Below are 24,271 nucleotides of genomic sequence, written 5' to 3'. Positions count from 1 at the left end.
TAACAACCGCGCCCCGTAAGCACATCCGATTAAATGCGCCGCCCCGCCCCCCGTGGGCCGAGGGGGCGGGGCAGCGGAGCTCAGGCCAGGCGGACCGGGAGGTCGAAGAGGTCGTTCTGGGTGAGGATCGGCTTGTTGCGGAGTTCGGTCGGGGGGACCGCCAGGGTGAGGTCCGGGAAGCGGGCGTAGAGGGCCGGGAGGGCCACCAGGGCCTCCAGGCGGGAGAGGGCCGCGCCGGGGCAGACGTGCGGGCCGTGGCCGAAGGAGATGTGCCGGTTCGGGGTGCGGGTGGCGTCGAACTCGCCCGCCGTCTCGCCGAACTGGGCCTCGTCGCGGCCGAGCGCGCCGAAGGAGACGATCAGGCCCTCGCCCTTGGGCAGGATCCGGTCACCGACCTCCACGTCCTCGGTGGCGAAGCGGATCAGGACGTGCGAGGTGGGGCTGGACCAGCGCAGGGTCTCCTCGATGACGTTCTCCCAGGAGACCTCGCCCTTGAGGACGAGGGCGCGCTGCTCCGGGTGGGTCTCCAGGGCGACGACCGCGTTGACGATCAGGCTGATGGTGGTCTCGTGGCCGGCGGCGACGATCAGCTGGAGGGTGTTGGTGATCTCCTCGGTGGTGAGGTGGTCGCCGTCCTCCGAGGCCTCGATGAGGGCGCTGGTGAGGTCGTCGCCCGGGTTCTCGCGCTTGGACTCGACGATGCGGGAGAACAGCGCGCCGAGGTCCGCCATCATCTGCGGCACCTCCTCGGGCAGCGTCTGCGTGGAGAAGAACTTCTCGAACAGGGCCTTCAGCCGCGGGTGTTCCTCGGCGTCGACGCCCATCAGGTCGCTGATGACGTTCATCGGCAGCGGGTACGCGAACTGCGCCTTGAGGTCCACCGTCTCGCCGGCCGGCAGCCCGGCCAGCTTGTCCAGCATGCCGGTGGTCAGGGCCTCGATCCCGGCGCGCAGCTTCTCCACCCGGCGTACGGTCAGCGCCTGCGCGACCAGGGTGCGCAGCCGGCGGTGGTCCTCGCCGTCGACGGTGAGCATCGAGCGGCCGGGGTTGGCGAGGCCGATCAGCGGCCAGTCCATCGGGATCTCGCCGCGCTGCCAGGCGCCCCACACGTCGATGTCCTTGACGATCCGGGGGTCGGTGAGCAGCTTGCGGGCCTCGGCGTGGTGCGTGACCGCGTAGACGGCCACGTCACCGGGGAGGACCACCTGGACCAGCGGTCCGGCGGCGCGCAGCGCGGCGCTCTCGGCGTCGAGGTCGGCGACGAAGGGGTCCAGGACGATGGCCGCGGGGCCGGAGTGGTCGATCGGGCACGTCATCGGGTGGCTCCAAGGGCGGGGGTCGGGGTGTAGGTGACGGGCAGGGCGGTGAGGCCGCGCAGCCAGGGCGAGGGGCGGCGCGCCAGGTCCCCGGCGGGCACGGCGAGGTCCACGTCGGGCAGCCGGTCGAGGAGCACCTCGATGCCGGTGCGCGCGATGACCTCGGCGACCTCCTGGGCGGGGAAGGGGCAGCGGTGTTCACCGTGCCCGAAGGAGAAGAAGGCGTTGTTGCCGCCGGTCAGTTCCCCGGCGTCGGTGCGCACGTGCGGGTCCGCGTTGGCGGCGCCGATGCCGAGCAGGACGAGGTCGCCGCCGGCGATGCGCTGTCCGCCCAGGTGGGTGTCGCGGGAGGTCCAGCGGCCGGCCACGTTCTGGGTGGGGGTGTCCTCCCACAGCACCTCGTTCATGGCCTCGCCGACGCTGTGCCGGCCGCCCGCGAGGGAGGCGGCGAAGCGGTCGTCGGTGAGCATGAGGCGCAGGGAGTTGCCGATCCAGTCGGCGGTGGGCTGGTGGCCCGCGGCCATCATGACCATGAGGTCCTGGGCGACCTCTTCGACGGTGAAGCCGGAGCGGTTGGCGAGCATCCGGGAGACCACGTCGGCGCCGGGCTCGGCGAGTTTGGCGGAGAGCAGCGCGAACATCGACTCGGCGAGGTGCTGCTGGCCCTCCAGGGCGCCCTCCCGCCCGTTGATCATGTCGTTCATGGCGCGGACGAGTCCGGGGCCCTGCTCGTCGGAGAATCCGTAGAGGCGGGCGAGGACGCGCAGCGGCAGCAGCATGGCGTACTCGCCGACGATGTCGCAGGAGCCCTTGCCGCACAGTTCGTCGATCAGCTCGTCGGCGAACCGCTCGGCGTGCCCCTTGAGTTCGAAGGGGTCGACGGCTTCGAGGGCCTCGGAGATGACGGCGGCCCGCTCGCGGTGGCGTTCGCCGACGGTGTAGAGGATCGACGGCTGGCGGCGGCCGATCATCGGGAGCAGCGGCCAGTCGGCGGGGATCCGGTCCCACTGGTTCCACAGCTCGGAGTCCCGGGAGAAGAGCACGGGGTCGCTGGTGACCTGGTGCAGCTCGCGGTAGCCGAGGACCAGCCAGGCCGGTACGTCTCCGTCGAGGACGACCGGGGCGACGGCGCCGTGGTCGCGGCGCATCTCCCGGTAGAGCTCGCCGGGGTCGGTCTGGAACCGGGGGCCGCCGAGGTAGACGGGCTGGTGCTCGGGGGCGGCGGGGCAGGTCACGGGGTGGGCTCCGGGGTCTGGGACAGGGGGCTCGGCTGGAGGCTCGGCCGGGCGTGCGACAGCGCGGCCGTCTGGAGGTGCTGGACGAGGGAGATCAGGACCTGCTTGCTGGACTCCCGGGAGCGGGCGTCGCAGAACACCAGCGGGATGTGGTCCGGCAGGTCGAGGGCGGCACGGATCTGCTCCGGGGTGTGCTCGGGGCCGCCGAAGTCGTTGCAGGCCACGACGAAGGGCGTGCCGTGGTGTTCGAGCCGGTCGATGGCGTACCAGGAGTCCGCCAGGCGCCGGGTGTCGACGAGGACGACGGCGCCGAGGGTGCCGGAGAAGAGCCGGTCCCACAGGAACCAGAACCGCTCCTGGCCGGGGGCGCCGAACAGGTAGAGCACGTTGCGGGCGTCGAGGGTGATGCGCCCGAAGTCGAAGGCCACGGTGGTGGCGCTCTTCCCGGCGATCCCCTGGGTGTCGTCCACGGCCTCGCCGGCCTTGGTCATGGTCTCTTCGGTGTTCAGCGGGCGGATCTCGCTGACCGAGCGGACCATCGTGGTCTTGCCGACGCCGAAACCGCCCACGATGACGATCTTCAGCCCGTTGTCGGCCGTGCTGCGCAGTGCCTGGCGGGGCCGGAGCGGTTCGGCCCCGAGGGGCACTGCGCCGGCCGGCGACGCGGCGTCGGGGATCGTCGCGTCAGAGATTGCGGAGTCCAACGAGCACCTGCTCCAGGATGTCGGGGTCGGTAAAGCTGTACGCCGAGTTCGCCGTACGCGGGTGGCGGGCGCGGATCCGTCCGGTGGCGAGCAGGTCGGCCAGCAGGATCCGTACGATCGACACCGGTAGGGCGAGCTCGGCGGCGATCTCCACGACGGCCGTCGGGAACTGGCACATCCGCAGGATCGCCGCGTGCTCGGACTGCATGCCGGGCACCGGATCGCTTTCGGTGACGACCAGGGTGACCAGGTCGAAGACGTCGGATCCGGAGCGGCTGCGGCCACCGGTGAGGGTGTAGAGCCGGTCTGGCGAGTCGTCCCGGCCCGGCCGGGGGCGGCTCATCCCCGGGGCCTGGCGATGAGGTGTTCGCCGAGCTGCTCGACCAGTTCGGACATGTTGTGGCCGACGAGTCCGGCGTCGGCGTCCTCGTTCGCGACGAGCGCGAGGTGCGCCCCCTCGCCGGCCTCGACGATGAACAGGATCCCGCCGTAGAACTCGGCCATGGCCGAGCGGACTCCGCCGGTTCCGTCGCCGAACTCGATGGACGCCCCGTGGGACAGGCTCTGGATGCCGGCGGCGATCGCGGCGAGCTGGTCGGCCTGGTCGACGGAGAGCTCGGGCGTGCGGCACAGCTTGAGGCCGTCGCGGGAGAGCACGAGGGCGTGGCGGGCGCCCGGTGTGCGCTCCAGGAGGCCTTCGAGGAGCCAGTTGAGCGTCTCGTCGGTGGTGAAGCCGGTCATGATCGCGTGTTGCCTTCCGGGTCTGTGGTGTGCGCGGGCTGCTGCTCGTCGCCGGGGGCGCCGGCTTCGCCTGAGGCTGCTCCGCCGCCCGGTGCCGCGGCGCCGCCGCGGACGGCCTGGCGGAAGCTGCCGAACCGCGCGGCCGACCGGGACGCCCCGCCGGGCGCGGAGGCCGCGTCCGGGGCCGAGGACGTACGGGCCTCGGTGGCCGCGCCGTCCGTGCCCTCGGGGTGGGCCGCCGCCAGGGTCCGGCCGCGGCGGCGCTGGGGCAGGCCGCTGTCGCCGAAGTGCGGGTGCTCGCCGGTGGATTCGGAGTCGACGCCGGTGTCCGCTGCGCCGGGGACCGCGGTCCCGCGGTCCACGGCCGTACGGTCCTGCGCGCGGACGGTGTCGTCCCGACCGGCGGCGGTGTCGTGCACGGCCTCGGGCTCGGGCTCGGCCGCGGCGGGGACTTCGGACGCTGCCGCCGCCTCCGGCGCGACCCGGGCGGACGCCTGCGCGGGGACCGCGAGCGGCGCGGCGGGGGCTTCGGCGGGGGTGCGGCTGATGAGCTCCTGCGGGAGCATCATCAGCGCGCCCGTACCGCCTCGGGCGGAGGGCCGGAAGGAGACGGTCAGTCCGTGCTTGCGGGCGAGCCGGCCGACGACGGCGAGGCCGAGCCGGGTGCCGGACAGCCCGGCCAGGTCCAGGGAGGCGGCGGTCACGGCTTGTTCGGCGCGGCGCAGCTGGACCTCGCTCATGACGAGGCCGCTGTCCTCGACGGTGATGACGATCCCGGACGGCACCTCCTCCACGTAGACGTGGACCTCGGCGGTCGGCGGGGAGAAGTTGGCCGCGTTGTCCAGGAGTTCGGCGAGGGCGTGCATGACGCCCTCGGCCGCGTGCCCGGCGACGGCGGCGTCGCTGGTGGAGTGCAGCCTGACCCGCTGGTAGCCGCCGATGCGGCCCATCGCGCCGCGCAGGATGGACTCCATGACGATCGGCTTCGCCCAGCGGCGGCCCGAACGGGCTCCGGTCAGTACGGCGATGGAGTCGGCGAGGCGGCCGGCCTGGGCGGTGCGGTGGTCGAGGTGGAGCAGGTCGCCGAGGACGTCCTCGTCGGCGTGCCGGTGCTCCATGTCGCGCAGGTCGGCGAGCATTCCCGTGGCCAGGGCCTGCATCCGGCCGGCGGCGTTGGCGGCCGCGGCCATGGCGGCTGCCCGGCCGGACTCGGCACGGCGCAGCTCGCCGCCGAGCCGCTCGCGGGAGGCGTTCTGGGCGGCGGCCAGTCCGTCGAGTTCGGCGGAGTGCGCGCTCGACAGGTGTTCCAGCGCGGCGGCGTGGTCGCCCGTCAGCCGATCCAGCACGGCGGCGTGTTCGGCGGTGAGGCGGGAGCGTTCGGCCGTGCGCGCGGCCGCGTCACGGGTCGCGTCGGCGATCAGCCGGGCGATGTGACCGTCACGGGCGACCAGTTCGGCGCTCAGGCCGGAGATGCGGCCGCGCTGCGTCCGGGAGGTGCGTGCGCACCAGGTCACCGCGAAGGCCGCGACCGCGAGCAGCAGGACGCCCGCGCCGGCGAACCAGCCGAGGGCGGTGGCGATGGACGACGGGGCCGCGGCCACCGCCGCCGTGGTGAGCGCGCCACCGGCGACTGCGGTGATCAGCAGGGCCAGCGCGGAGGGGCGAAGGGGGGAGGGCGACGCCGTCATCAATCAAAGCCTCATACCGGGCGTAAATGGAGGAGAAGGTTCCTGGCAACGAGGCATCACTATAGGAGAGTTACTGATCGTTTTGGGCAGCCTCTGACAAGTTTTCCACTCAACCGCGAGCGGTAAAGGTCCTTCTGTAGCGCTTTGGATGGAAGGAAAATCCGGCGAGCCTCGCCGTCCGCCCCACCCGCACCCCGCCCGCACCCCTCGCCGCACCCCGCCCGAATCCCGGCGGAGGACCGCGAGAGGACCGCGCGAGGACGGCGAGAGGACGACGAGGGGACGGCGCCGGGACCGCGTCCGGACGGAGAAGCCCGTCCCGGAGGCGCCGTTGCCAGTCGCGGCGTACACGGACCGATCATCACATTGCAGCCCATGACATCCTGTGACGTCACAACTCGCCGGACGGGATCGGCGGACGTCCGGGAAAAATGGGGAAGGTCCATGAGGCTCTGCTTCCTGGTGGAAGAGCACTACCGCCACGACGGCATGCCGAACGAGGTGGTCCGGCAACTGAAGGCCTGGGGTCACCGGGTGGAGGTGCTGCGGCCCGGGGGTTCGCTGCTGCGGATGAGCGAGGCGGTGGACGCCGGCGCCCATGACGCCTGGGTCCTCAAGACGGTGTCCGGTGGGCCGGGGCTGACCCTGCTCGAAGCCGCCGCGGCGGCCGGTGCGACCACCGTCAACGACGCCCGGGCGATCCGGGGCGTACGGGACAAGGCGCTGGCCGCCGCCATCGGGCGCGGCCGGGGGCTGCCGCTGCCGCCGACCTACGCGGCGGCCCGGCCGGAACTGCTGGCCGAGATACCGGCGTCGCAGTACCCGCTGGTCGTCAAACCCGCCGACGGCAGCTCCGGACGGGCCGTGCACCTGGTCTCCTCGCCGGAGCGGCTGGCCGCGATGCTCCCCGAACTGGCGGGCGAGGGCATGCTCGTCGCGCAGCCGTACGTGCCGAACTCGGGCACCGACCTCAAGGTGTACGCGGTCGGCGGGGAGCTCTTCGCCACCGAGCGCCGCTCTCCCCTGCATCCGGACGCCTCCGTCCCGGAGCGCCTCGTCCCGCTGTCCGCCGAGATCGCGGAGATCGGCGCGCGGGTCGGGGAGGTGTACGGGCTCGACCTGTACGGGGTGGACGTGCTGCTGGGCCCCGACGGGCCGGTGGTGGTGGACGTGAACGACTTCCCGAGCTTCCGTCAGGTCCCCGACGCGGCGGCCCGGGTGGCCCGCGCGGTACTGGGCCTCGCCCGGGGCGCCGGATCGCGGCCCGGCTCCGGAGTGGGGGCCGAGCTCCCCGGCTGGTCCGGGCAGGCCGTGTCCATCCCCCTCCAGGCCACCGGGGCCACAGCGGCCACGCCCGCCGGTGCCGTCGCGGCCGTCACCCCGGCCGCCCCCGCGGGAGGGTCCGCATGAGGATCGGCCTGATCACGGACAACCCCGGGCATCCGCTGCTCTCGGCGGCGGCAGGCCTCCTACGGGCCGCCGGCCACGGGGTGGAGCTGCTGGATCCCGGCGCGCCGGACGCGGCGGCCGGGGCGCCGGCCGATGCGTACCTCCTCAAGGCGCACACCCCGCCCGGACTGGAACTGGCCCGGCGGCTGGAGCGGCTCGGGGCTCCGGTGGTCAACTCGGCCGCGGCGACCACGCTCTGCCAGGACCGCACCCTGATGGCGGAACTGGCGGTCCGGGCCGGGCTGCCGTTCGCGGGAACCCGTACCGTCGGCGCGCTCGCGTCCTGGGCGGCCGGGGCGCCGCTGATCTCCCCCGTGGTCGTCAAGAGCCGCCACAGCCGCCGCGCGGACCTCGTGGCCCGGGTCGACGACGCCGCGCACCTCGGGAAGCTGGCGCTCGACTGGCCCGACGAGCCGGTGGTGGTCCAGGACTTCGCCCCGAACAGCGGCTGGGACCACAAGCTCTGGGCGATCGGCGACCGCGTCTTCGCGGCCCTGCGCCGTTCGGAACTCTCCGCGCGGGGCCGCGGCCCGACGCTGCCGCTGCCCCGGCTCCCGGAGGGCTGGGCCGATCTGACCCGCCGGGTCGGCGAGGTCTACTCCCTGGACGTCTACGGCGTGGACATCATCGCCACGGCCGACGGCTCCCCCCTGATCGTGGACGTCAACGCCTTCCCCGGCATCCGCGACCAGCCGGGCGCCCCGGAAGCCCTGGCGGAGCTGGCCCTGCGCCGGGGCAGATGAGGACGGCAGCCGCATATCGGTGTCGAGGGGCTCGCCGGCCGAGGTCGGCTCCGCACCCTTCGTCGCGGGTTGGGAACCGGGCTCCGGCCGATCCTGTGACGGGCGCGGCTCCGGATCGTTCCGCCTGTCGCGGGGCGGGGTGTCGGGCCGTTCGTCATGGGCGCGTCACGGAACCGCCACAGCGGCGTGCAGCGGGAACCTGCTCGGGTCAGGGAACGTGTTCCTGCACGCGAGTGCCGGTGCGGGACCGGTCGTGAACCTCGGGGAGCACCCAATGCAGTACACAGCAGGCATCGGCCGGACCGCGGCGGCTCTGGCGACGGCCCTGGCGGCCGCAGCCCTGATGACGGGCTGCACGCCGACCGGCGACGGCGACGTCGGGGCCGGCGGCCCGTCGACGCCGACCGCGAGCTCGCGGCCGGCCGAGCCCACGGCCACCGGCGGCGACAAGGGCGGAACGACCAGCAGCGGCGCGAGCGGCGGCTCCACGGGCGGCGCGTCCCCCTCGGCCTCCCCCTCCGGCGGCGCGACGAAGAAGCCCTGCACGGTCGACGACATCAAGGTCTCCGAGGGGCACCAGGCCGACGTCCGCCCGCCCGGCACGGGGACCGGGGCCGCCATCGTCTCCGTCACCAACGCCTCCGCGTCCCCCTGCAAGGTGTACGGGTACCCGACGGTCGCGGCGGCGGGCAACGGCTCGCCGGAGAAGAACAAGCCGCTGGCCACCACCCACACCGGCCCCGACGCCGCCGACGTGGTGCTGGCCCCGGGCGCCCGCGCGTGGACGAAGCTCACGTTCGTGCAGGTCCAGGGCGAGGCGGACGGCTACTGCACGTCCGGCGCGACCCCGGACAGCTACCCGACCGTGGTCATCGGCGTACTCGGCGCCGGGAAGCACCAGATCGCCATGGACGACGGCGTGTTCGCCTTCTGCGACGGCAAGGTGACCGTCACCGCCTGGTCCTCCGTCAAGCCTTCCTAGGCCTGTCCGAAGCCGACGGGCCCCACCGAGCCGGGGGCGCAGGGCCGTGGGCCGTGCGTGTACGGCTCAGAGGGGCTGCAGGCGGGTGCGCAGGAGGCAGAACTCATTGCCTTCCGGGTCGGCCAGGGTGTGCCAGCTCTCGGCGCCGGTCTGACCGATGTCGACCGGCCGGGCGCCGAGGGCGAGCAGGCGCTCCAGCTCGGCGTCCTGGTCGCGGTCGACGGGGTTGACGTCGATGTGCAGGCGGAGCTTCCCCCGCCGCGGGTCGCTGTTCGGGCTGAGGACGAGGGTGGGCTGCGGACCTCCGAAACCGGCGCCGGGCGGCCCGATCTCGATGCTTCCGTCGTCCTCCCGGCCCAGCTCCACGTAGCCGAGGGCCTCGCTCCAGAACGCGGCGAGGCGCTCGGGGTCGGCACAGTCGATGACCAGCTCACTGATGCGGCTTACCATGCCCGCCAGTGTAGGAGACCTCCCGGGAGCCGGTCCGGCCGCTTTCGGCGCTACTTGATGACCTCGACCTTCTTGTCGCCCGCGGCCGCGTGCGCCGACGCGCTCGCGCCGAGGGCGGTGACGGTGAGGGCGAGCAGGACGGACACGGCGGCGGCCGTCGCGCGCTTGCGGGTCGTCTTGCGGTTCATGGGGTCCCCCTGATGGTGTGTGGTGGTCGTCCCGGCAGCTTCGCATCCGGGCCCGGGGCCGACAAGAGAGCCCGGGTCGGACGGCTCGGGCCGGTTCCGGCAGATCAGGCGACTGGAGGCGGTCGGCGTGCGCGCGGTGGTGTTCGAGCGGTACGGGGAGCCCGGCGAGGTGCGGGACGTGTCCGATCCGGTGCCTGCCGCCGATGGGGTGGTCGTACGGGTTGAGGCGACCGGGCTGTGCCGCAGCGACTGGCACGGGTGGATGGGCCACGACCCGGACATCACGCTCCCGCACGTGCCCGGCCACGAACTGGCCGGTGTGGTCGAGGCGGTGGGCTCGGGAGTCGCCAACTGGCGCGCCGGGGACCGGGTCACGGTGCCCTTCGTGTGCGCGTGCGGAAGCTGCGCCGAATGCGCCGCCGGGCAGCACCAGGTGTGCGCCCGGCAGACGCAGCCGGGGTTCACGCACTGGGGGTCCTTCGCCGAGTACGTGGCGCTGGAGCACGCCGACGTCAATCTGGTGGCCGTGCCCGAGGAGCTCTCGTACGACACCGCGGCCGGGCTCGGCTGCCGGTTCGCGACGGCCTTCCGGGCCGTCGTCGCGCAGGGGCGGGTGGCGCCGGGCGAGTGGGTCGCCGTACACGGCTGCGGCGGGGTGGGGCTGTCGGCCGTGATGATCGCGGTGGCGGCGGGGGCCCGGGTGGTGGCCGTGGACACCGCGCCGGCGGCGCTGGAGCTGGCGCGGGCCTTCGGGGCCGCGCACTGCGTGGATCCGGGGCGGGGCGACGCCGCCGAGGCCGTACGGGAGCACACGCGCGGCGGTGCGCACCTGTCGCTCGACGCACTCGGCTCCGCGGCCACGGCGGCGGCGTCGGTGTCCGGGCTGCGCCGGCGCGGTCGGCACGTACAGGTCGGGCTGCTGCCCGCGGCGCGGGGGGCCGCGGCGCTGCCGATGGAGCGGGTCATCGGGTGGGAGCTGGAGATCCTCGGCAGCCACGGGATGGCCGCGCACGCCTACCCGCCGATGATGGAACTGGTCCGCTCCGGGGCACTGCGGCCGGACCTGCTGGTCACCTCCACGATCCCGCTGGACGGGGCGCCGGCCGCGCTGGCGGCGATGGGCACGGCGCCGGGGCCCGGAATCACGATCATCCGGCCGGGGGCCGGCGGGCGGAACTGAGCCGGACGGCAGGGCTGCCGGTCGCGCGGGGGTTGTGGTGCGGGAAAGGCATGGCTACATTCCCTGATTACACGTGTAAGCACGAGATGTGGCCACACCTCGACCAGCCACACCTCCTGCACGCGCCACCCCTTCCCCGCGTTCCCCTCATTCCCCTCGTTCCCCCTCTTTTTCCACCCGCCGCGAGAGGCAGCACAGCCATGTCCACGATCCCCGTCGACCCACCCCTCGAAGCCGGCGCAGCCGCGTCCGCGACGGACCCGGGCAGCAGGAGCACCGGCCTCCTCACCCTCGGAATCGCGCTGCTCGGATCCGCCGCCGCGCTCGCGCTCGTCGTCCGCAGGGACGTCGCACGGCCGCCCTTCCAGGGCCTCGACGACCGCTGGCTGACCTGGATGGGCGGACCGCACGAGGGGTTCCCCTCCGTGGTCGCCACGCTGCTGAACTGGTTCGGGGGCCCGGTGGGCGCCGTCGTCCCGCTCGCCCTGCTGCTCTTCCTGCTCGTCCGCCGACGGTGGGTGTCGGCAGGGTTCCTCTTCCTCGTCTACATGGCCGGAAACATGCTCGTCGTGCAGAGCCTCAAGCACCTGGTGGACCGGCCGCGCCCGGAGAATCCGCTGGTCCGGGTCGACCACGGATCCTTCCCCTCCGGGCACGCTGCCAGTGCGGCGCTCCTGGTCGTCATCGTCGGCGCGCTCCTCGTCCCGGCGGCCCGGCGCCGGGCGTGGTGGATCGGCGGCGCGGTGTTCACGCTGGCGATGATGTGGAGCCGCACCTGGCTGCACGCGCACTGGCTCAGCGACACCGCCGCCGGGGCGGTGGCGGGAGCGGGGGCCGGGCTGGTCGCCTGGTGGCTCTGCGCCCCGGCGCTGGCCCGGGAGGCCGGGCGGGGCGCGGAGCGTGCGCGCACCCGGCGGCGGCCGGCGGAAGCGGAATCCGCCGCCCGCTGACGGCAGGAGCCGCGCCGGTTACACGTGCGGACTCCCCGGCACGGTGGCCGTCCGGCCGCGTCGCAGCCGCAGCGCGGTCAGGACGGCCGCCAGGGCGGCCACCGCGAGCGCGCCCCCGAACGCGAGGATCCAGACCGGTACGCCGCCGGCCGTGAGCAGCTCGTCGGTGTACTCGACCCTGCGGTACGGGGCGTCCGCGGCGGCGGCGCGCAGTTCGTGGTCGCCGTCGATCCGGGACGGGACCGGGAAGCTCTGGTCGATGGCCGTCAGGAACACCGGCTCCGCGCCCGCGAACGCGGCGACCGGTCCCGTCGGGGTGATCCGCCCGGCGAAGGTCACCTCGGGCGCGTTGCCGCCGATCGCGGAGACGGGTTCCATGCGGTGCTCCGCCAGGACGTACAGGCCCAGGGACTGGGCGGTGGCGGCCAGCCGCGACAGCCGCATCGGGTAGACGAGCCGGTCGCTCTCGAAGCGGATCAGGAGCGGGTCCAGGGTGCCGCGCAGGGTGGCACCCGGCTCGCGGGGGGCGAGCCGTACGGCGACGTACTCCCAGCGCTGGTCCACGTACGGCTCCAGCTCGGCGGAGAGGCGGTCGGGGAGCACGAAGCCGTTGGCCTCCAGCCAGTCCCCCAGCGCCCCGGGGTCGGTGGCGGTCAGGCGGGCCACGTCGAAGTCGCCGAGCTGCTCCCGGCCGACGACGCCGACCCGCGGCTCACCGCTGCCGGGCGGCGCGGCCCCGGCCGTGTCTCCCCGGCCGGAGTCGAGGGGCCAGTCACCGCGGCGGGGCCAGAAGTAGGTGCGGGTGCGGTACTCGGGTCCGGTCAGGTCCACCAGCTGCGAGAACAGCCCGCCGTCGCCGAGGCGCACCGTGGCCCGCCCCGGGACCGGCATGATCCAGGCGGCCCGTTTGGCATCGCCCCCGACCGTGAACCGCATCGCCACCTGCTCGGTCCGGCCGTCCCAGCGGACCACGGAGGCTTCCCGGGAGACTCCGAACCGGGAGCTGCCGTCGGGGACCATGGCCCCGCAGCCGCAGGCGTAGGCCGGGCTGACGAGGGACCCCAACTGGGTCGCGAGCAGCGCGAACAGCAGGAGTCCCGCCCTTCGCCTGATCCACGCGGCCGCCCGCACGCTCGCCGTCCGCACGCTTCCCGTCCGCACGCTCACCGCCGGCACGCTTGCTGTCCCCACGTTCGCCGCCCTCACCCTTGCCGCCCGCACCGTCTCCCCCACGCTCCCCGCTCATCAGCCCGCGGCGCATTGGTCCGCGGGCAGCCCCCCAGGGCCTGTCAGCCCCGGTCTCAGACGGCCGCCGCCCCGATCCGGTTCCGGTCACCTGTGCGCCATCTCCAGGTCACCTCTCCCTGCCACGCTGCGGGCACCTCAGAGTTGTATATACAACTTTCCCGAGCTTGGCAGGAGCCACGATGTCCGTACCGGCGATCACCCGCCCGCCCGCGCCCTGGCTGCGCGACAACTGCCCCTGTGCCGAGTGCCGTGACCCGCGCACCGGCCAGAAGCTGTTCCAGATCACCGAGCTGCCCGCCGGCCTGGCCGTCGGCGCCGTGCGCGAGGCGCCCGCCCCCGACGGCGGGCCCGGCTGGGAGGTGGTGTGGCGGCCGGACGGCCACCGCTCCGTGTACCCGGCCCGGTGGCTCGACGCCCACGCCCCGGACGGACCGGCGTACCGCACGGCCGGGGACGGGCGGACCGAGGCGGACAAGAAGCTGTGGGCCGCGGCGGACCTGGACGGGCGGATCCCACAGGCCGGCTGGGACGCGTACATCGGCTCGCGCGAGGTCCGCGGGCAGGTCCTCGACAGCGTGGTCCGGCTGGGCTTCGCCCTCCTGCGGGAGGTCCCGTGCCGGGACCGGATGGTGCTGGACGTGGCCCGCACCTTCGGTTTCGTCCGCGAGACGAACTACGGGGAGCTCTTCGAGGTCCGCGTGGAGGCCGACCCCAACAACCTGGCCTTCACCGGTGCGCTGATCACCCCGCACACCGACAACCCCTACCGGGATCCCGTACCGACCCTCCAGCTACTGCACTGCCTGCGCAACGAGGCCCGGGGCGGCGACTCCGGTCTGGTGGACGGCTTCCACGCCGCGGCGCTGCTGCGCGAGCGGGAACCGGAGGCCTTCGAGGTGCTGACCCGGGTGCCGGTGGAGTTCGCCTTCGCCGACGCCCACTGCGAACTGCGCGCCCACCGGCCGCTGATCGGCGTGGACCCGCTCGGGCGGATCCGCGAGGTCCGCTTCAACAACCGCTCCATCTCCACGCTGCACCAGCCCGCGTCCGTGCTGGAGGAGTTCTACGCCGCCTACCGCCTCTTCGGCGAGCTGCTGGAGCGGCCCGAGCTGCGGCTCGACTTCCGGCTCGCGCCCGGTGACTGCGTGGTCTTCGACAACACCCGCCTGCTGCACGCCCGTACCGCCTTCGCCGAATCGGGCGGACGCCACCTCCAGGGGACGTACGCCGATCTCGACGGGCTGCTCTCCACCCTCGCCGTCCTGCGCCGCGAAGGAGCCTGCGCGTGAAAGCCCACGACACCGCCGTCCCTCGCGACCTCCCCGGGGCCGGCGCCATCGACGCGCTGGCCCGCCTCTTCGAGGGCGAGGGCAGCGCCGAGTACTTCGGCGAGGCCGTCACCCAGGCCGGGCACATGCTCCAGGCCGGGGCCCTCGCCGAGGCGGCCGGGGCCCCCGCCCACCTGGTGGCGGCCGCGCTGCTGCACGACATCGGGCACTTCCACGGAACCGTGACCGGCCGCGACCTGATGGAGGGCGGGCAGGACAACCGGCACAGCCACACCGGGGCCGACTGGCTGGCCCGGTGGTTCGGGCCGGAGGTGACCGAGCCGGTCCGGCTGCACGTGGCCGCCAAGCGCTACCTGTGCACGGCCGAGCCCGGCTACTTCGACCTGCTGTCGGAGGCTTCCGTGCACACGCTGCGGGTCCAGGGCGGCCCGATGACCGCCGAGCAGGCGCGGGCGTTCGAGGCGCTGCCGGGGGCGGCCGACGCGGTGGCCGTGCGGCGCTGGGACGAGCAGGCCAAGGACCCCGAACTGGCCACCCCGGACTTCGACCACTTCCGGCCGCTGCTGGAGGGGCTCCTGATCGCGAGCTGATCAAGGGCGGAGCACGGTCCGGTCAGGTGCCGAGCAGCCGGCCCAGCGCGCTGGCGGCCGAGGTGTGCACGGTGAAGGCCACCGTTCCCGGCAGGTACCGGTCCTGCGACCACTCCACCGGAACCCCCGCCGGGTCGGTGGAGCGGCGCCGTTCGCGCAGCAGGGCCTCGCCCTCCGGGCAGCCCAGCAGCCGTGCGTCGTCCGCGTCGGCCGCCGCGATGTCGATGGTGTGGTGGGCATCGGCGAAGAGGACTCCGTGCCGGGCGAGTTGCTCGGAGTAGGAGACCGTGTCCGGCGGCATGCCGGCGACCAGGGCGCCGACCGGCTCCGGGTACGTCGTGCGCTCCATCATCACGGGGGCCCCGGACAGGGTGCGCAGCCTCAGCACGCGGTACACGGGGGCTCCCGCGTCGATCCGCAGCCGCTCCGACTCCTCGGCGTCGGCCTCGCCCCGGTCCACGGTTACGGTCCGCCCTCCGGGCTCCTCGCCGAGCGAGCGGGCCCACCGGGTGAAGCTACGGAGCTCCGCGACTCCCCCGGCCTCCCCCGCGCCGCCTCCGAGGACGACCCGGCGGGTGCCGCGCCGCGAGGTGATGAGCCCGTCGGTGCGCAGGGCGGCGAGGGCCTGGCGCACCGTACCCCTGGAGACGCCGTAGCGGCGGGCGAGCTCGTCCTCGGCGGGCAGTCGCGCGCCGGACCCGTACTCGCCCGCGGTGATGGCGGTCCGCAGGTCTCCGGCGACCCTCAGGTAGAGCGGTGTCCTGGGTGCTGGGTCGCGCGGTGCCTCGTTCACGGGGCCAGCCTGTCATGACCCGGCCCGGGCGAGCCGAAAGGCCCGGGAGGTCGGGACGTTCCGCCCGGTATTGAGATGATGAGCGTCGTCTAAATTCGAAACGTGACCGGAAGGACCGGTGGCCGTGGCCCGGCCCGCACGGCGGGGCCGCGCACCAACGCGTAGAGGAACCATCCATGTTCGGCATGACCATCGACACCACTCCCGACACCACCACCGGCGGCCCGGCGCTGCGCCTCGACCCCGAGGGCGGTCCCTTCCGCGAGCTCGCGGCGGTCCGGATCCAGGTGCCGGCCGGCGGGACGGTCCCGGCGCACGCGCACGGGGCGTCCGAGCTGCTGCTGACGGGCGTGGCCGGGGCGGTGGAGGCCTCCTGCGGATGTGGCGCCAAGACGGTGACCCCGGGCACCTTCGCGATGCTGCCGGCCGGGAAGGAGATCACCCTGGTCAACCACGGCGCCGAGCCGGCCACGGTCCTGGCGGTGTTCTCCCAGAGCGAGTTCACCGAGGGCCTGCCGCGCGCCGCGGCGAAGGGCTGCGGCTGCCAGGGGCACGCGGGCTGACCTCGGGGTCCCCTTCGGGCGGGCCGCTCTGGACGGGCCACCGGCCTGATCCCATACTTCTCCCGTGAGAACGACGGAAAAGCAGCCCCGCACCAGCCCGCTGGTGCCCGACGCGGTGGCCCGGGAGATCGCCCGGCACGACTGGAACTCCATCGAATGCGGCTGCGGTCGCCCGGCGGGGCATCTCGGCCACCTCGCGGACACCCTGTGGGACGCGGCCGAGGGACACCCGGCCGCGTTCCGCGCCTTGGAGGGCCACGCCTTCCACACCGGAGTGCTGCGGCCGCCCGCACCTGCGGTGTGCGGGGTCCTGATGGCCGTCTGGTTCGCCGGGCCGCCCCGGCAGTCGACGCGCGAGGCCCTGCTGTGGGCGCTGCTGCGCCTCCTGGGCTCCGAGGACGACGGTTCCTCGCACGAGGCCGGCCTGTACGGCCAGTGCGCCGCGCACATCCGCTCCGGCCTGCCCGGACTGCGCGACACGGCGACCCGTCGCCCGGGCTCGGAATCGGCCGCCTACGCGGACGGAATCCTGAGCCTGCTCGACCTCACCGTCTAGTGCTGTGGCCGGAGCGGTTCGGGTCTCAGTGATCGAAATGGATGTCGATCGACCGAGGTTGGTCGGCATACTCCGGATCATGACCATCGAAACGTCCCGCGAAGCACTGACCGTACCCGCCGCCCCCGGCACCGCCGCCTGCGCCGCCGCGCTCGAAGTGGCCACCGCCTACTGCACCCCGGCCCTGCTGAACCACTCGGTGCGGTCCTACCTGTGGGCCTCCAAGTACGCCGCGGACCGGGGCATCGAGCACGATGCCGAGCTGCTGTACGTGGCCGCGCTGCTCCACGACATCGGGCTGGCCCCGGAGTTCGACAGCCACACCGTCGCCTTCGACGAGGCCGGCGGGCACGTGGCCTGGGTGTTCGGCGCCGGGGCCGGCTGGCCGGTGGAGCGCCGGCAGCGGCTGCACGAGGTCATCGTGCGGCACATGTGGGACGCGGTGGACGTGCGGGAGGACCCGGAGGGCCATCTGCTGGAGCGGGCCACCGGCACGGACATCTCCGGGCGGAACGCGGACGACTTCACCGCCGCGTTCCGGGCGGAGGTACTGGCCCGGTACCCCCGTGAGGGCCTCGCGGACGAGTTCCTGGCCTGCTTCCGTGACCAGGCCGCCCGCAAGCCGGAGAGTTCCCCGGCCGCGTCCGTACGGGGCGGTCTCGCCGAACGCATCCTGGCGGACCCGCACCCCCTGGAGGCCTGAAGGGACCTGACGCCCTCCAGGGGTCGGGCCGGGCCCGATCAAGCCGGACCGGCGATGTCCGGCTTGATCCGCCGGTCCCGCGACTCCGGGTGACCCCGCCCCGTCAGACCCTCGACGCCACCGCCAGGCAGGCCCGCAGGGTGTCCGGGGTGACCTCGGTGAGGGAGGGCGCGAAGGTGCGTACCGCCGACGGGGGGACCTCCAGCAGGGACGGGACCACCAGGACCCCGCAGCCGGCCGCCTCCGCGGAGGCGGCGCCGTCCGGGGAGTCCTCGACCGCCACGCAGTTCCACGGCTCCGCGCCCAGGCGGGCGGCGGCGGCCAGGTAGGGGTCCGGGTGGGGCTTCGTCAGGGACGTGTCGTCGGCGGACACGGTGAAGGCGAAGGGGACGTGGGCCAGCGAGCCGCCCACCACCGAGTCCACGACCACCCGCGGCGAGGCGCTGACCAGAGCGAACGGCAGGCCTTCCGCCTCCAGGGCGGTCAGCAGCCGCTGCGCGCCCGGCCGCAGCGGCGCACCCTCCTCGACCCGGCCGAAGAAGCTGTCGGTCAGGGCCCGCGCCACCTCCTCGGCGTCCCCCGCGCGGGCGACCCGTACGAGGTGAGCGGCGGTGTCCTCCACCGCCCGGCCGACCACCTCGGGCGCGTCGGCGTCGGTCAGGGCGTAACCCAGGCCGGCGGCGATCTCCGCGGTGGTCTGCCACCACAGGACCTCGGTGTCGACGAGGGTGCCGTCCATGTCGAAGAGGACGGCGGCGAGTCCGGTCATGAAGCTTCCCCTGGGGCTGAGGCGGTGGCCGTGGCGGCCGCGGTGGCGACGACGAGGACGGGGCGTTCGGCCAGGCCCACGGCTGCCCGCGCGCCCGGTACGAGGGCTCCTGCCTCCCGCGAGGGCAGGTCGGCCTTGATCCGGATGCCGTCGGGCAGATCCAGGTGGAGCCGGGTCACCGACCCGAAGAACGAGGCCGATACGACGGTGGCCGCGCCCTCGGCTGCCGCCGTCACCGTGATGTTCTCAGGTCGTACGAGCACCTCGACGTCCGGGGTCGAAGGCACCGGGCCGTCCACCGGCAGCCGGGAGCCGGCCACTTCGACCGTCCCGGATCCGGACAGCCGTCCGGGGAGCCGGTTCATGGTGCCGACGAACTCGGCGACGAACGGGGTCGCGGGCCGCTCGTACAGCTCGGCGGGGGCGGCGCACTGCTCCAGGCGGCCCGCGTTGAGCACGGCGACCCGGTCGGCCATGGACAGGGCCTCCTCCTGGTCGTGCGTGACGAACACGGTGGTGATGCCCAGGGAGAGCTGGAGCCGACGGATCTCCTCGCGCAGGCTGGACCGTACCTTCGCGTCCAGCGCGGAGAGCGGCTCGTCGAGCAGCAGGACGCGGGGGCGCAGGGCGAGGGCGCGGGCGAGCGCGACGCGCTGCTGCTGGCCGCCGGACATCTGGTGCGGGTAGCGGTCGCCGTGGTCGGGCAGGCCGACGAGGTCGAGGAGTTCGGCGGCGCGCTCGCGGCGCGCGGCCGCTCCGACCTTGCGCACGCGCAGGCCGAAGGCCACGTTGTCGCGCGCGTTGAGGTTCGGGAAGAGGCTGTACGACTGGAACACCATGCCGGCGTCGCGGCGGTTGGCCGGAATCCGGGTGATGTCCTTTCCGTCGAGGAGCACTTCGCCGGAGTCGGGCTGCTCGAAGCCGGCGACGACGCGCAGCGCGGTGGTCTTTCCGCAGCCCGACGGGCCGAGCAGGGCGACGAGTTCGCCGGGCTCGATGGTGAGGTCGAGTCCGTCGAGGGCGACGGTGGAGCCGAACGCCCGGCGCAGGCCGCGGAATTCGACGCGCGCTCCGCCTCGGGCCGCTTCGCTTTCCGCGGACTTCCTTGCCTCGGGAAGGGTGAGGGACATGCGGGTCAGGACTCCTTGCCGGAGGTACGGGAGGTACGAGAACTGCGGGAGGTGCGGGAGGTGCGAGAGGTTCCGGAGCCGCGCGAGGGCCCGGCGGACACGGTGGTGGGGGTGGTGCCGGCCCGGGAGAGGAGGAGCAGCAACAGCCAGGTGATGAGGAGGCTGAGGACGGAGACGGCCACCGACATGCGGGCGTGCGCTCCGGAGATCGACACGATCCACACGGCGAAGGGCTGGAAGCCGAGCAGCGAGGCGATCGTGAACTCGCCGAGGACCAGGGCCAGCGTGAGGAATCCGGCTCCGGCGAGGGCTGCCCGCAGGTTCGGCAGGATCACGCGCAGGACCACGTACGGCCAGCTCGCGCCACAGCTGCGGGCGGCCTCGACCAGGGTCGGGACGTCGACGGCGCGCAGGCCCGCGTCGAGGGAGCGGTAGACGAAGGGCAGAGCGAGCACGGTGTACGCGAGGACCAGGACGACGGGGAAATCCGGGTTCTGGACCGCGAGGAAGGTCTGGTAGAGCGGGGTCCTGGAGAGGTGTTCGGGACCCCAGCGCAGCACCGTGGTGATACCGGTGACCAGGGCGATGGGCGGCACGACCAGCGGCATCATGCACATCACCTCCACGACCGGGCGCAGCCGCGGCGAGCCGATGCGTACGGCGACCAGCGCGGGCACGGCGAGGAGCAGCGACGCGGCGATGGTCGCGGCGGCGAGGCCCAGCGAGAGCAGCAGGCTCTCGGTGAACCCTTCGGCGGAGAGCAGCTGGGTGTACGCCTCGAAGCTGATGCCCTGGCCGGGGACGTGCACGGTGAACACGAAGGAGGCGAGGAGCGGGAGGACGAAGTACGCGCCCGCGAGCGCGAGGACGGCTCCGCGCCACACCCGGGGCCGGGAGCGGGGGCGCAGCCGGCGCGGCGTGCGGGCCGCGGGTTCCTGCCGGTCCCGGTCCCCGTGCCGGGCGGCGACGGCCGGACCGGCAGCCGAGGGGGTCTCGTCGTTCGAGGAGGCCTCGTCGTTCGGGGTGGGCGTCGGGGTCATCGCAGCCATCGGGCGCTCCGTCGCTGGAGGGGCAGGTAGACCGCCATGACCAGGCCGGCGATCACGATCATGTCGAGGCCGAGGGCCAGGGCCACGTTCTCCTGGCCGGTCAGCACGTTCCCGGACAGGGCGTCCGCGATCTTGAGCGTGACCAGGGGGACGGAGCCGCCGACGAGGGCGGCGGCCGTGGCGTGCGCGGCGAAGGCCGTGCCGAAGAGCAGCACGAACCCGCCGAGCAGGGAGGGCGCGAGGACGGGCAGGCCGACGTGGCGCCAGAACTGCCATCCGCTCGCCCCGTTGTTCTGGGCGGCCTCGCGCCACTGCGGGCGCAGTCCGTCCAGCGCGGGGACGGTCACCAGCACCATGAGGGGGGTCAGGAAGTAGAGGTAGACCACGGTGAGGCCGGTGAAGGAGTAGAGGTTCCAGCCGAGGCCGGTCAGGTCGGCGAGCTGGGTGACGACCCCGGAGATTCCGACGGTGGCGATGAACGCGAAGGCGAGCGGGACCCCGCCGAAGTTGGCGAGGACGCCGGAGGCGGTCAGCGTCGCCCCGCGCAGGGCGCGGGAGGGGGAGGTGACGACGGCCTGCGCGATGAGGACGCCGAGCACTCCGGCCACGAGTGCGGTGAGGGCGGAGAGCTGGACGCTGCCGATGAGCGAGCCGAGGTAGGGCCCCTGGAGAGAGCGGGCCAGGTGCTCGCCGGTCGCTTCGGTGGCGCCGCTCGCCGGGTCCGTACGGGTGACCGCGCCGAAGGCGATGGCGCCCAGCGGGACGCCGAAGCACAGTCCGGTGAAGACGAGGAGCGGGAGGGCGGCGAGCCAGGTGCGCGGGCCGCGCCGCCGGCGGCGGGTGGTGCCGCCGCCGGCGGTCCCCGTCGAGTGGGGGAGGGTGGAGGAGGCGGACATCAGCTGAGGGCCTTGTCCCACTTCTCGGCGAGGGTGGCCTTGGCCTTGTCCAGCTCGGTGGAGGCCGGGAAGGACGGGGTGCCCTGGACCTGCGGGAGCTTGGTGACGGCTTCCTTGTCGACGGTGCCGGCCTGGGTCATGGCGGGCAGCAGCACGGGGCGGGCGAAGCCCTTGAGCCACAGGTTCTGGCCCTCGGTGCTGTACAGGAACTCCATCCACAGGCGGGAGGCCGCCGGGTGGGGGGCGTCCTTGTTGATGGCCTGCGAGTAGTACTGGGCGTAGACGCCGTCGGTGGGGATGGCCACCTTCCAGTCGACGCCCTTGCCCTTGAACTGCTCGGCGTAGCCGGCGTTCAGGTAGTCCCAGTCGATCGAGATGGGCGTCTCGCCCTTCTCGACGGTGGCCGGGGTGGACTCGACGGGGATGAAGTTGCCGCTCTTCTTCAGCCGGCCGAAGAAGTCGATGCCGGGCTGGACGTCCGCGAAGGAGCCCTTGTTGGCGAGGGCCGCCGCGTAGACGCCGCCGAAGGCGGAGCCGGACTTGGTCGGGTTGCCGTTGAGGGCGACCTTGCCCTTGTACTCGGGCTTGGCCAGGTCGGCGAAGGACTGCGGGCAGTTCGGGATGCGGGCGGCGTCGCAGCCGATGGAGACGTAGCCGCCGTAGTCGTTGTACCAGCGGGCGTCCGCGTCCTTCTGGGCGGCGGGGATCTGGTCCCAGGCGGTGACCTTGTACGGGGCGAAGAGGTTCTCGGCGGCGCCGCTGCGCGCGAAGGCGATGCCGAGGTCCAGGACGTCGGGGGCGCGGGTCTGGCCCTTGCGGGACTTGACCGCGGCGATCTCGTCGGCGCTGGAGGCGTCCGGGTTCTCGGCGTTGATCTTGACCTTGGGGTACTTGGCCGCGAACGCCTTCTGGATCTCGCCGTAGTTCGCCCAGTCGGCGGGCAGCGCGATGACGTTGAGCTCGCCCTCCTTCTCGGCGGCCGCGACGAGGCCCTCCAGGCCGCCGAAGTCGGCGACCGAGGTGGCGGCGCCGGGCTGGGTCTTGTTCTTGCCGTCGCCACCGGCGGAGCCGGCGGCGTTGTCGGGTGCGGCGCCGCACGCGCTGAGCGTGGTGAGCACGGCGGCACTGAGCAGGACGGCCGCACCGCGACGGGCGGAGGAACTGAGCACGGTCTCTCCCGGAGACTGGATCCATGGCAGGTGGTTCACTTGTCTGAACAAGTTGGCTCCAGTTCGCCCTGGGGCACTGTACGGACGGTGAACGGAGCCTGTCGCGCGGTGCACGTCTCGACGAAGACCGGGATTGGCCGGATCCGATCGTGACCGCGGACCCGCATGATGATCTTCGAACACCCACATGCCTAGGCTGGCGGGCAGGACGAAGACCGACTACGCCGACGGCACTGACGGGACGGGGACGGGGACGACATGGGGACGGTGCGGTATCTGGAGATCGCCGAGGCGCTGCGCCGGGCGATCCTCTCCGGCCAGTACCCGGTGGGCGCCCAACTGCCCTCGGAGAGCGATCTGGCGGCGCTCTGGTCGGCCTCCCGCGGGACCGTCCGCCAGGCCGTGGCGACGCTCGCCGCCGAGGGGCTGATCGGTTCCCGGCAGGGGGCCCGCCGGATCGTCCTGCGCCACGAGCGCAAGCACAGTTTCGGCGAGCTCAACAGCTTCGCCCAGTGGGCCGAGGGGGTCGGCCACCAGGCCGCGAGCCGCTTCCTGTCGCGCACCCGCCGCCCGGCCACCGCCGAGGAAGCGGGGCGGCTGGCCCTGCCCGACGGCACGGAGATCCTCGCCGTCCTGCGGCTCCGACTGCTCGACGGGGAGCCCACGATGGTCGAACGGACGGCCTACGCCGACTGGGTCGCGGCGGCGGTCGAAGCGATGCCCGAGGACTGCCGCTCGGTGATGGACGGGCTGGCGAACGACTCGGGCATCGTCGCCCACTACGGCGAGCACCTCATCGACGCCCTGCCCGCCGGCAGCGAGGACGCCCGGCTGCTGGAAATCCGCCGCGGCAGCCCGCTTTTGCGCCAGCGGCACGTCTCCGCGACCCGCACGGGCCGCCCCATCGAGTGGTCCGACGACCGCTACCGTGCCGGAAGCGTCACTTTCAGTGTGAACAACTCGGCAGTAGCAACTCCACTGGAGCGGCGGTCCGGGGACCGCTAGTGCCGTGGCCGCCCAGGGCCAGTCGCCTCACCCCGCGGCCGGCCTCCGGACCGTAAATGCGTCGACAGCGTCCTCCGTCCCCCGGCAAAGTGGCCGCCCGTGACGAGCAGTGAGCTGTGGACCCGTGAGACCGCCGACCGCTACGACGCCGAGGAGGCCGAGAAGTCCTCTGCCGCCGCCCTCGGACCGACCCTGGACTTCCTCGCCGAGCTCGCCGGCGACGGCCGGGCACTGGAGTTCGCCATCGGGACCGGACGCGTGGGCGTCCCGCTCCGGGAACGCGGCGTGCCGGTGGTGGGCATCGAACTGTCCGAGCACATGGCGGCGGTGCTGCGGCGCAAGACCGACGAGAACACGCTGCCGGTCGTCATCGGTGACATGGCGACCACCGTCGTACCAGGCGAGTTCACCCTGGTCTATCTCGTCTACAACACCATCACGAACCTGCTCACGCAGGACGAGCAGGTCGAGTGCTTCCGCAACGCCGCACGCCACCTGAAGCCCGGCGGCCGGTTCGTCATCGAGCTGGGCGTGCCGTCGCTGCGGCGCCTGCCGCCCGGCCAGGCCGCGGTGCCGTTCGACGTGTCCGAGGAGCACCTCGGCTTCGACACCTTCGACCTGGTCGAACAGATCCTCGTCTCGCACCACTTCACCCGAGACGGCGACGGCGAGGGCGACGACGCCCGCTACCGCCGCGAAAACTCCCGGCACCGGTACGCCTGGCCGGCCGAGCTCGACCTGATGGCACGGATCGCCGGGCTCGAACTCGAACGCCGCGCCGCCGGCTGGGACGGGGCGCCGTTCACCCAGGACTCCGCGAAGCACATCTCCGTGTGGCGCAAGCCACCGCAGGCAGATCAGTGCACGCCCGAGGGTGGGGAAGGC

Annotated in this window: 26 protein-coding genes and 1 pseudogene; 12 read left to right on the top strand and 15 right to left on the bottom strand. The window is 73.5% G+C overall.

Going from position 1 to position 24,271, the window contains the following annotated elements; genetic code table 11:
- Positions 1-80: 80 nt before the first annotated feature.
- The 6 genes from OHA37_RS36975 to OHA37_RS36950 are packed head-to-tail and all read right to left on the bottom strand — an operon-like array spanning position 81 to position 5,684.
- A complete protein-coding gene (locus OHA37_RS36975; RefSeq protein ID WP_266912129.1) occupies positions 81-1,316 on the bottom strand; it encodes a cytochrome P450 family protein in 1,236 nt (411 codons plus the stop codon).
- Complete coding sequence (locus tag OHA37_RS36970; RefSeq protein WP_266912127.1) at positions 1,313-2,551, bottom strand: cytochrome P450; 1,239 nt, start codon at positions 2,549-2,551, stop codon at positions 1,313-1,315. Before OHA37_RS36970 ends, OHA37_RS36975 begins: the two co-directional genes overlap by 4 nt.
- Positions 2,548-3,255 (bottom strand): GTP-binding protein, encoded by a 708-nt coding sequence (locus OHA37_RS36965; protein ID WP_443046268.1) that lies wholly within the window; start codon positions 3,253-3,255, stop codon positions 2,548-2,550. Before OHA37_RS36965 ends, OHA37_RS36970 begins: the two co-directional genes overlap by 4 nt.
- A complete protein-coding gene (locus OHA37_RS36960; RefSeq protein WP_266912125.1) occupies positions 3,236-3,598 on the bottom strand; it encodes a DUF742 domain-containing protein in 363 nt (120 codons plus the stop codon). Before OHA37_RS36960 ends, OHA37_RS36965 begins: the two co-directional genes overlap by 20 nt.
- The gene (locus tag OHA37_RS36955; RefSeq protein WP_112451677.1) at positions 3,595-3,996 is read right to left on the bottom strand and encodes a roadblock/LC7 domain-containing protein; all 402 of its coding nucleotides are present in this window, start codon (positions 3,994-3,996) and stop codon (positions 3,595-3,597) included. Before OHA37_RS36955 ends, OHA37_RS36960 begins: the two co-directional genes overlap by 4 nt.
- On the bottom strand, positions 3,993-5,684 hold the full coding sequence (locus OHA37_RS36950; protein WP_266912122.1) for a sensor histidine kinase: 1,692 nt from the start codon (positions 5,682-5,684) through the stop codon (positions 3,993-3,995). The genes OHA37_RS36955 and OHA37_RS36950 overlap by 4 nt, the downstream gene beginning before the upstream one ends.
- A 444-nt stretch (positions 5,685-6,128) precedes the next feature.
- On the opposite strand from OHA37_RS36950, the gene OHA37_RS36945 reads away from it, so the two are divergent.
- From OHA37_RS36945 to OHA37_RS36935, 3 genes are all read left to right on the top strand, one after another.
- Complete coding sequence (locus OHA37_RS36945; protein ID WP_266912120.1) at positions 6,129-7,094, top strand: ATP-grasp domain-containing protein; 966 nt, start codon at positions 6,129-6,131, stop codon at positions 7,092-7,094.
- Positions 7,091-7,876 (top strand): ATP-grasp domain-containing protein, encoded by a 786-nt coding sequence (locus OHA37_RS36940; protein WP_266912118.1) that lies wholly within the window; start codon positions 7,091-7,093, stop codon positions 7,874-7,876. The genes OHA37_RS36945 and OHA37_RS36940 overlap by 4 nt, the downstream gene beginning before the upstream one ends.
- A gap of 274 nt (positions 7,877-8,150) precedes the next feature.
- Complete coding sequence (locus OHA37_RS36935) at positions 8,151-8,858, top strand: DUF4232 domain-containing protein (protein ID WP_266912116.1); 708 nt, start codon at positions 8,151-8,153, stop codon at positions 8,856-8,858.
- Positions 8,859-8,924: 66 nt separating this feature from the next.
- On the opposite strand, the gene OHA37_RS36930 is transcribed toward OHA37_RS36935, so the two are convergent.
- On the bottom strand, positions 8,925-9,308 hold the full coding sequence (locus OHA37_RS36930) for a VOC family protein (protein ID WP_266912114.1): 384 nt from the start codon (positions 9,306-9,308) through the stop codon (positions 8,925-8,927).
- 50 nt (positions 9,309-9,358) lie between these two features.
- Complete coding sequence (locus OHA37_RS36925; protein WP_266912112.1) at positions 9,359-9,496, bottom strand: hypothetical protein; 138 nt, start codon at positions 9,494-9,496, stop codon at positions 9,359-9,361.
- Between the two features lie 127 nt (positions 9,497-9,623).
- Here OHA37_RS36925 and OHA37_RS36920 point away from each other — a divergent pair, with 127 nt between their 5' ends.
- A complete protein-coding gene (locus OHA37_RS36920; RefSeq protein WP_266912110.1) occupies positions 9,624-10,676 on the top strand; it encodes a zinc-dependent alcohol dehydrogenase family protein in 1,053 nt (350 codons plus the stop codon).
- Between the two features lie 200 nt (positions 10,677-10,876).
- On the top strand, positions 10,877-11,626 hold the full coding sequence (locus OHA37_RS36915; RefSeq protein ID WP_266912108.1) for a phosphatase PAP2 family protein: 750 nt from the start codon (positions 10,877-10,879) through the stop codon (positions 11,624-11,626).
- 18 nt (positions 11,627-11,644) lie between these two features.
- On the opposite strand, the gene OHA37_RS36910 is transcribed toward OHA37_RS36915, so the two are convergent.
- Complete coding sequence (locus tag OHA37_RS36910) at positions 11,645-12,718, bottom strand: DUF2330 domain-containing protein (RefSeq protein ID WP_266913412.1); 1,074 nt, start codon at positions 12,716-12,718, stop codon at positions 11,645-11,647.
- Positions 12,719-13,053: 335 nt separating this feature from the next.
- Here OHA37_RS36910 and tmpA point away from each other — a divergent pair, with 335 nt between their 5' ends.
- Positions 13,054-14,163: a 2-trimethylaminoethylphosphonate dioxygenase gene (gene tmpA / locus OHA37_RS36905; protein WP_266912106.1), complete on the top strand. Its 1,110-nt coding sequence runs from the start codon at positions 13,054-13,056 to the stop codon at positions 14,161-14,163.
- On the top strand, positions 14,160-14,753 hold the full coding sequence (locus OHA37_RS36900) for a phosphonate degradation HD-domain oxygenase (RefSeq protein ID WP_266912104.1): 594 nt from the start codon (positions 14,160-14,162) through the stop codon (positions 14,751-14,753). Before tmpA ends, OHA37_RS36900 begins: the two co-directional genes overlap by 4 nt.
- A 22-nt stretch (positions 14,754-14,775) precedes the next feature.
- On the opposite strand, the gene OHA37_RS36895 is transcribed toward OHA37_RS36900, so the two are convergent.
- Positions 14,776-15,546, bottom strand: a complete 771-nt coding sequence (locus tag OHA37_RS36895) for a GntR family transcriptional regulator (RefSeq protein ID WP_266912102.1) — start codon at positions 15,544-15,546, stop codon at positions 14,776-14,778.
- Positions 15,547-15,722: 176 nt separating this feature from the next.
- On the opposite strand from OHA37_RS36895, the gene OHA37_RS36890 reads away from it, so the two are divergent.
- The 3 genes from OHA37_RS36890 to OHA37_RS36880 all read left to right on the top strand — a co-directional run bounded on the left by OHA37_RS36890 (position 15,723) and on the right by OHA37_RS36880 (position 17,368).
- Complete coding sequence (locus tag OHA37_RS36890; protein ID WP_266912100.1) at positions 15,723-16,109, top strand: cupin domain-containing protein; 387 nt, start codon at positions 15,723-15,725, stop codon at positions 16,107-16,109.
- A gap of 64 nt (positions 16,110-16,173) precedes the next feature.
- Positions 16,174-16,665 (top strand): hypothetical protein, encoded by a 492-nt coding sequence (locus OHA37_RS36885; protein ID WP_266912098.1) that lies wholly within the window; start codon positions 16,174-16,176, stop codon positions 16,663-16,665.
- 79 nt (positions 16,666-16,744) lie between these two features.
- Complete coding sequence (locus tag OHA37_RS36880; RefSeq protein ID WP_266912096.1) at positions 16,745-17,368, top strand: HD domain-containing protein; 624 nt, start codon at positions 16,745-16,747, stop codon at positions 17,366-17,368.
- 103 nt (positions 17,369-17,471) lie between these two features.
- On the opposite strand, the gene OHA37_RS36875 is transcribed toward OHA37_RS36880, so the two are convergent.
- From OHA37_RS36875 to OHA37_RS36855, 5 genes are read right to left on the bottom strand one after another with little or no spacing between them, the layout of a single operon-like run.
- Positions 17,472-18,137: an HAD family hydrolase gene (locus tag OHA37_RS36875; protein ID WP_266912094.1), complete on the bottom strand. Its 666-nt coding sequence runs from the start codon at positions 18,135-18,137 to the stop codon at positions 17,472-17,474.
- The gene (locus tag OHA37_RS36870) at positions 18,134-19,267 is read right to left on the bottom strand and encodes an ABC transporter ATP-binding protein (RefSeq protein WP_266912092.1); all 1,134 of its coding nucleotides are present in this window, start codon (positions 19,265-19,267) and stop codon (positions 18,134-18,136) included. Before OHA37_RS36870 ends, OHA37_RS36875 begins: the two co-directional genes overlap by 4 nt.
- A gap of 5 nt (positions 19,268-19,272) precedes the next feature.
- Positions 19,273-20,307, bottom strand: a complete 1,035-nt coding sequence (locus tag OHA37_RS36865; protein ID WP_443046354.1) for an ABC transporter permease — start codon at positions 20,305-20,307, stop codon at positions 19,273-19,275.
- Entirely contained in the window at positions 20,304-21,212 is a 909-nt protein-coding gene (locus OHA37_RS36860) for an ABC transporter permease (protein WP_266912088.1), read from the bottom strand. Before OHA37_RS36860 ends, OHA37_RS36865 begins: the two co-directional genes overlap by 4 nt.
- Positions 21,212-22,381 (bottom strand): ABC transporter substrate-binding protein, encoded by a 1,170-nt coding sequence (locus OHA37_RS36855; protein WP_443046267.1) that lies wholly within the window; start codon positions 22,379-22,381, stop codon positions 21,212-21,214. The genes OHA37_RS36860 and OHA37_RS36855 overlap by 1 nt, the downstream gene beginning before the upstream one ends.
- A gap of 258 nt (positions 22,382-22,639) precedes the next feature.
- Here OHA37_RS36855 and OHA37_RS36850 point away from each other — a divergent pair, with 258 nt between their 5' ends.
- Positions 22,640-23,386, top strand: a complete 747-nt coding sequence (locus OHA37_RS36850; protein WP_266912086.1) for a GntR family transcriptional regulator — start codon at positions 22,640-22,642, stop codon at positions 23,384-23,386.
- 99 nt (positions 23,387-23,485) lie between these two features.
- Positions 23,486-24,232: pseudogene (locus OHA37_RS36845) on the top strand (class I SAM-dependent DNA methyltransferase); the annotation flags it as partial.
- Positions 24,233-24,271: the final 39 nt, after the last annotated feature.

The organism is Streptomyces sp. NBC_00335 (assembly GCF_036127095.1).
GTDB lineage: Bacteria > Actinomycetota > Actinomycetes > Streptomycetales > Streptomycetaceae > Streptomyces.
This window is presented reverse-complemented; position numbering and strand designations above follow the sequence as displayed.

Bases quoted from the DNA above. Each gene is read 5' to 3' on its own strand.
- OHA37_RS36930 (WP_266912114.1), bottom strand. From the start codon at position 9,308: ATGGTAAGCCGCATCAGTGAGCTGGTCATCGACTGTGCCGACCCCGAG.
- OHA37_RS36880 (WP_266912096.1), top strand. From the start codon at position 16,745: ATGACCATCGAAACGTCCCGCGAAGCACTGACCGTACCCGCCGCCCCC.
- OHA37_RS36865 (WP_443046354.1), bottom strand. From the start codon at position 20,307: ATGACCCCGACGCCCACCCCGAACGACGAGGCCTCCTCGAACGACGAG.
- OHA37_RS36925 (WP_266912112.1), bottom strand. From the start codon at position 9,496: ATGAACCGCAAGACGACCCGCAAGCGCGCGACGGCCGCCGCCGTGTCC.
- OHA37_RS36940 (WP_266912118.1), top strand. From the start codon at position 7,091: ATGAGGATCGGCCTGATCACGGACAACCCCGGGCATCCGCTGCTCTCG.
- OHA37_RS36875 (WP_266912094.1), bottom strand. From the start codon at position 18,137: ATGACCGGACTCGCCGCCGTCCTCTTCGACATGGACGGCACCCTCGTC.
- OHA37_RS36945 (WP_266912120.1), top strand. From the start codon at position 6,129: ATGAGGCTCTGCTTCCTGGTGGAAGAGCACTACCGCCACGACGGCATG.
- OHA37_RS36915 (WP_266912108.1), top strand. From the start codon at position 10,877: ATGTCCACGATCCCCGTCGACCCACCCCTCGAAGCCGGCGCAGCCGCG.
- tmpA (WP_266912106.1), top strand. From the start codon at position 13,054: ATGTCCGTACCGGCGATCACCCGCCCGCCCGCGCCCTGGCTGCGCGAC.
- OHA37_RS36975 (WP_266912129.1), bottom strand. From the start codon at position 1,316: ATGACGTGCCCGATCGACCACTCCGGCCCCGCGGCCATCGTCCTGGAC.
- OHA37_RS36935 (WP_266912116.1), top strand. From the start codon at position 8,151: ATGCAGTACACAGCAGGCATCGGCCGGACCGCGGCGGCTCTGGCGACG.
- OHA37_RS36860 (WP_266912088.1), bottom strand. From the start codon at position 21,212: ATGTCCGCCTCCTCCACCCTCCCCCACTCGACGGGGACCGCCGGCGGC.
- OHA37_RS36955 (WP_112451677.1), bottom strand. From the start codon at position 3,996: ATGACCGGCTTCACCACCGACGAGACGCTCAACTGGCTCCTCGAAGGC.
- OHA37_RS36950 (WP_266912122.1), bottom strand. From the start codon at position 5,684: ATGACGGCGTCGCCCTCCCCCCTTCGCCCCTCCGCGCTGGCCCTGCTG.
- OHA37_RS36890 (WP_266912100.1), top strand. From the start codon at position 15,723: ATGTTCGGCATGACCATCGACACCACTCCCGACACCACCACCGGCGGC.
- OHA37_RS36850 (WP_266912086.1), top strand. From the start codon at position 22,640: ATGGGGACGGTGCGGTATCTGGAGATCGCCGAGGCGCTGCGCCGGGCG.
- OHA37_RS36960 (WP_266912125.1), bottom strand. From the start codon at position 3,598: ATGAGCCGCCCCCGGCCGGGCCGGGACGACTCGCCAGACCGGCTCTAC.
- OHA37_RS36870 (WP_266912092.1), bottom strand. From the start codon at position 19,267: ATGTCCCTCACCCTTCCCGAGGCAAGGAAGTCCGCGGAAAGCGAAGCG.